Below are 2,228 nucleotides of genomic sequence, written 5' to 3' on the forward strand. Positions count from 1 at the left end.
TTGATTTTTTTGATGCAGTGTAATAATTTCGCTTTTTGGTCATTCTATTCCCCTCTTATATTAGAAGAATAGCTCTTAAAAATACCTTTTTTTCGTCTAAAAATCCGCGCCTATATCAGTTACAAAGGGTTTAAAGCGTACCAACCATTTAATACATACTGGGCAGAGCATGGAATTTTATTACACAGTGAATTTAGAGACGGCAACGTCAATGCTGGTTTTGGTCAATTGCGTCTTCTGAAAGAGGCGATAGCATTGTTACCGCCCGATGTGAAACAGGTGAATCTACGCTCTGATAGCGCGGGCTATCAGGAGGATTTAATACGATATTGTGCGGAAGGTGACGATTCTCGATTTGGCGTTATTTCATTTGCCATTGCGGCACGTGTCAGTGCTGGGATTAAAAAGGAAGCCCTGTCTCGGGATGAAAAACATTGGCATCCCATTTACCAAGAAGATGCCGATGGTAACAAAATCAAAACAAATCAGGAGTGGGCTGATATTTGTTTTGTGCCCGAATGGGCAGTAAGAAGCAAAGCTAGTTATCGCTATTTAGCCATACGTGAAATGATGAAGCCATCGAAAACCAAACAGGATGATGAATTGGATTTACCGTTTCAAACGATTAAATTAAACGAAGTGAGGTATAAATTATTTTCTGTTGTCACGAATCGTGATATTGATGGCTCTGATTTGATTCAATGGCACCGTAAACGTTGTGGCAAGAGTGAGCATGTTCATAGCACACAAAAGGAAGGCTTGGCTGGTGGGCAGTTTCCATCGAATTTGTTTGGAGCAAATGCGGCGTGGTGGGCGATTATGGTGTTGTCTTTTAATCTGAATCGGTTGATGCAAATTGTGGCACTTCCAAAAGAGTTAAAAGAAAGCAAAATGAAGGCATTACGATTTCACGTCATACAACTGCCCGGGCAGGTTATTCATCATGCAAGGTCTGTGTTTGTTCGTGTTGAAGGCCATTGTTGTGAGCTGCTTCAGTTAATAAGATGGAAAATTGCCAAGGGGTGCAGTGGGGCTGAATTATATGCGCCTAATACAACATAGACCAGCGTTGCTAACGCGACCTATTTTAACCCCCAAACCCTTGCCCCTCTCCTCCACGATACGCGCGGACCGCGGGATGGATCGGTTTTGCCAGAAAGAGCAAATTTATTGATTGTTGCTCGAAGCCTGAGGATGAAAGTGACAAATATGCCCTAAGATTGACTCGTTTTTCTGATTTTTAGCTAAAATTGGCTGAATTGGGGGACCAATTCGCATTGGTTAATTTTTTGCCGATCAATTTAGGCAAATAATAATACTTCAAATCTGACTCTGTTTATTGTTGAGAGCCTGTGGTATATTTAACTTATATAAAATCTTGTATATTTAGTTAATGAAACCTATAATTTGGTTAGGCAGCAGTTACAATGACTTATTAGATTTTCCTAAAGAAGCGAGGCAATCTGCAGGATATAATCTGGATAAAATTCAAAGAGGTCAAGAACCAGCTGATTGGAAACCCATGACATCGATTGGGCAAGGTGTTAAAGAAATCAGGATTCATTGTGATAATGAATATCGCGTCATTTACTTAGCCCAGAAAGAAGAAAGCATATATGTGCTTCATTCCTTTGTGAAAAAAACGCAAAAAACAAGTAGCAAAGATCTTGAATTGGCTAAAAAACGGTTTAAACAAATACCCTAACGCAATTAGGGAGGAAACGATGATGAATCATACCACTACGGGCAGTATTTTTGATGATTTAGGATTTAGTGAATCTGAATCAGAAAATTTAAAAATTAGAGCAGCATTAATGCGAGCAATAGAGAAATATATTGCTGATAAAAAATTGACACAATCTCAAGCAGCAAAATTAATGCAAGTATCTCAACCACGAATCAGTGATTTGATTCGTGGTAAAATTCATCTTTTTACTATTGATATGCTCGTGAACATGCTGGCATGTACCCATGCATCCATTTCACTTGTTGTTAATGAACAAGTAGCTGCGTAAATGGGAGGCTATCAAAAGCCGTGGTGTCATTAATCGCTAAACCATGGTTTCGCCTTATCAGGAGCCCTAGTCGCGCATTGCCCATGCAAATTTTGGGATGGTTCAAATCTACTGAACACTTCCACCAAATTTTGTAGTCATTTTTGAGAGCAGTTATCGACCAACGAATTGGTTTATGATACATAGTTTATCGCTAAATAAAAATAAGGATCA

General features: G+C 39.2%; 3 protein-coding genes. All 3 read left to right on the forward strand.

Going from position 1 to position 2,228, the window contains the following annotated elements; genetic code table 11:
* Window positions 1-114 precede the first annotated feature (114 nt).
* The 3 genes from ELY15_RS15260 to ELY15_RS15270 all read left to right on the forward strand — a co-directional run bounded on the left by ELY15_RS15260 (window position 115) and on the right by ELY15_RS15270 (window position 2,015).
* On the forward strand, window positions 115-1,062 hold the full coding sequence (locus tag ELY15_RS15260; protein WP_233586849.1) for a transposase: 948 nt from the start codon (window positions 115-117) through the stop codon (window positions 1,060-1,062).
* Between the two features lie 331 nt (window positions 1,063-1,393).
* Window positions 1,394-1,705 carry a type II toxin-antitoxin system RelE/ParE family toxin gene (locus tag ELY15_RS15265; protein WP_127101540.1) on the forward strand — a complete coding sequence of 104 codons (312 nt, stop codon included), beginning with the start codon at window positions 1,394-1,396 and terminating at the stop codon, window positions 1,703-1,705.
* A 19-nt stretch (window positions 1,706-1,724) separates the two neighbouring features.
* The gene (locus ELY15_RS15270) at window positions 1,725-2,015 is read left to right on the forward strand and encodes a helix-turn-helix domain-containing protein (RefSeq protein ID WP_199744236.1); all 291 of its coding nucleotides are present in this window, start codon (window positions 1,725-1,727) and stop codon (window positions 2,013-2,015) included.
* Window positions 2,016-2,228 lie beyond the last annotated feature (213 nt).

Origin of the sequence: Legionella sp. km772 (assembly GCF_003989735.1) — a bacterium.
Lineage (GTDB): Bacteria > Pseudomonadota > Gammaproteobacteria > Legionellales > Legionellaceae > Legionella.

Bases quoted from the DNA above. Each gene is read 5' to 3' on its own strand.
- ELY15_RS15270 (WP_199744236.1), top strand. From the start codon at position 1,725: ATGATGAATCATACCACTACGGGCAGTATTTTTGATGATTTAGGATTT.
- ELY15_RS15265 (WP_127101540.1), top strand. From the start codon at position 1,394: ATGAAACCTATAATTTGGTTAGGCAGCAGTTACAATGACTTATTAGAT.